This window comes from Mycobacterium sp. (assembly GCF_049673265.1).
Lineage (GTDB): Bacteria > Actinomycetota > Actinomycetes > Mycobacteriales > Mycobacteriaceae > Mycobacterium.
Window position 1 is genome coordinate 1 of sequence record NZ_JBATXN010000694.1, and the last position, 2,560, is coordinate 2,560.

Sequence of the window (2,560 nt, forward strand, 5' to 3'; positions counted from 1 at the left end):
GCGCAATACTCTCAAGCTCGCCGGGACAAAGCTTGGCACTGACCGGTGGGTACGTGACGTCACCACGTTGGTCGTCAACCCATGACTCGCCTGTCCGCGCTGGCCGGTGTCGACCTGCTCATCGGCATTGACGACACCGACGACCACTGGAGCCCCGGGACGGGCCGTCGCGCCCGGGCGTTGCTGATTGAGCTGGCCGCGGCGGGACTCGGCGCACCGGCTGGGGCCACCCGCCACCAGCTCCTGGTCGACGACCGAATCCCGTACACCTCACACAATTCCAGCGCGTGCCTGGCCCTGCGCAGCCCGCGCGGCCACCCGCGTGCCGTGCAAGCAAACATCATTGAATTAGCCAGCCAGTTCCTTGAACGGGTTTGTCCACCCGACGCCGACCCTGGCCTGGCGGTGGCCATTCCCGAATGCCTCACCGAATCTGCACAGCTGCTAGTGGATTTCGGCCGTCGGGCCAAACGAGAAGTGCTGCACACGCGACAAGCCTGGGAGCTTGCCGATGCGCTCGGCGTGCACCTGTCCGGACACGGTGGAACCCAGGACGGCGTGCTCGGCGCATTGGCCGCAGTGGGCCTGCACCTATCGGGCGATGACGGACTATTCATTACGTTGCCCGGAATCGACGAGCTGCCAACCGAAGCCACCATCGACGATCTGCGCTCCCGCACGGCCATCGACATCGCGCGCGACGCGACGCATCGCCAGCCCGGGCCCCGTGAAGTCATCGAATTAGGTGACTGGGTACGCCCCGTGCTCCTCGAGGGTCGTGCCGTACTACTGCTCGAATCGCCGCGCGAGCAACCGGACGGTAGCCGAACCTGGCGCACCGCGCCGCGATCGATCGTCAAACAACACTGATCCCGACGGAGCCCATCAAAGGGAGGGGAAGGCGGTCAGCAACTGGTCAACCCATGCATCAAGCGGCACAGCGAGACCAATGCTGTTGAGGAAGCTGTCAATCGGGTCACCGCCGGAAACCAGAGACGGGAACAAGTCCGCGAATGGGTCAGCGTCGGGAGGCGGCGGAATCGTCCCTCCGTCAAGTTGCGCGTCCAGAGATGCGCTAAGCGTGGGACTCGCGGCATACAAGTATTGGTCAAGAGCCGCGGCGTGTTGCAGCTGATCGGCGGTCGCGCTTGACCCAAGCAAGTCCTCGAATGGGTCGTTATCGCCGGCCGGTTCGGTAGGCGTCCCCGTGACCGGACTGTCGGCGATCGTGTCTAGCGCCTTAAGAAGGCCGGGGATGTGTGCGGTGACTAAGGCGCTGTCGAGGGCCTGGGCGTCGGCCAGGTCGGTAGCGCTCGGATTTGCTCCGAGCAAGTCAACGAATGGGTCAGGCGGGGTGTCGGTGTCGTCGGCATTAGCCGTGCCCATCGAGATGAAGGCAGCGGCGATGGCGGCGCCGATAGCTGCCGCGGTCCGGCGGAGACGCTGGTGGGTGGTCCGGCTCATCAGATGACTCATGGAACGGAGCTTATGAAATTCTCAGGAGCTGTGCGGATGATTTACGGTGATTTACTCCGCTCCTGCGGCTAACTCAGCCTCGTTTCAGAAAGAAATGCTGGCTGGCAGTGAGTCCGGATCTGACCGAGGGCACCCACAAACGGTGCTGTACACCATCGGCCACGGCGCCAAGACCGCTGAACAACTCACCGCCCTACTTCGCCAACACGATGTGGGCCTGCTGGTCGACGTGCGAAGTTTTCCCGGTTCGCGTCGCAATCCGGATGTCTCGAAAGAGCTCATGCCGGACTGGTTGTCGGCCGCCGGAGTCGTCTACCGACATGAGCCGGATCTGGGCGGACGACGCAAGCCGCCCGCCACGCCGCTACCGCGGGACCGGTGGTGGCAAAACCAGGCATTCGCCAACTACGCCGCCCACACCCGCACACCCGAATTTCACGCCGCGTATCAGCGACTGATGCAAGAGGCCGATGATTGCAACGTCGCGATCATGTGCGGGGAGCCGACATGGTGGCGTTGCCACCGGCGGATGATCGCTGACCTCGCCACGCGCGACGGCAGGGTGGTGGAGCACATCATGCCCAACGGGTCGCTTGCCGAACACCCCATGTCAGGGTGGCTGACCAGCGACGAACCCAACCAGACTTGATTCTGCACACCACATTCGCCGGTTCACCCGTTAGGCTTTTGCTGTGGTGGCTAGGAGTTGCGGTGCCACACAACCCGCAGGTTCGCGGCGAAAGCCGGACTGCGTAGCAGCGGTCCGGGCGGAACCGCGCGTCCGCAATCAGTCCTATGCCGAGCGCATCGCGCGGCGCCGTCGCATACTCCGCCTCAACACATCGCTGGCGATGATCATCAGCGTGGCCTTCGGGGTCATGCAACTTGTGGTCGCACCGCACTTGTGGTGGACCGGTGTAATCAACCTCCTCGGCGCGGCGATCTACGTGATGGTCCCTTGGCTTTACCGCTTCGGCGAGCTGGTTCCGCCGCTGACCTTCATCGTCACCGCGTACGCGTCGATCTTCGTCATCTGTTCGATCCTGGGCACGGGTTCGGGTTTGCAGCTCTACTTCCTCGTCGC

3 protein-coding genes and 1 pseudogene are annotated in these 2,560 nt (G+C 63.8%); 3 read left to right on the plus strand and 1 reads right to left on the minus strand.

Annotated features, from left to right (window positions below; all coding sequences use genetic code 11):
* Positions 1 to 81 precede the first annotated feature (81 nt).
* Positions 82 to 870 carry a hypothetical protein gene (locus WBF82_RS23560; RefSeq protein WP_424385340.1) on the plus strand — a complete coding sequence of 263 codons (789 nt, stop codon included), beginning with the start codon at positions 82 to 84 and terminating at the stop codon, positions 868 to 870.
* A gap of 15 nt (positions 871 to 885) precedes the next feature.
* Here the strand turns inward: WBF82_RS23560 and WBF82_RS23565 are convergent, their stop codons facing one another.
* Positions 886 to 1,476 carry a hypothetical protein gene (locus WBF82_RS23565; protein ID WP_424385341.1) on the minus strand — a complete coding sequence of 197 codons (591 nt, stop codon included), beginning with the start codon at positions 1,474 to 1,476 and terminating at the stop codon, positions 886 to 888.
* A gap of 142 nt (positions 1,477 to 1,618) precedes the next feature.
* Between WBF82_RS23565 and WBF82_RS23570 the strand changes: the two genes are divergently transcribed.
* Both WBF82_RS23570 and WBF82_RS23575 read left to right on the plus strand, forming a co-directional pair.
* Entirely contained in the window at positions 1,619 to 2,125 is a 507-nt protein-coding gene (locus WBF82_RS23570) for a DUF488 family protein (protein ID WP_424385342.1), read from the plus strand.
* A 46-nt stretch (positions 2,126 to 2,171) separates the two neighbouring features.
* A pseudogene (locus tag WBF82_RS23575) lies at positions 2,172 to 2,560 on the plus strand (adenylate/guanylate cyclase domain-containing protein); the annotation flags it as partial.

Coding starts and splice junctions, on each gene's coding strand:
- WBF82_RS23560 (WP_424385340.1), top strand. CDS start 82: ATGACTCGCCTGTCCGCGCTGGCCGGTGTCGACCTGCTCATCGGCATT.
- WBF82_RS23565 (WP_424385341.1), bottom strand. CDS start 1,476: ATGAGTCATCTGATGAGCCGGACCACCCACCAGCGTCTCCGCCGGACC.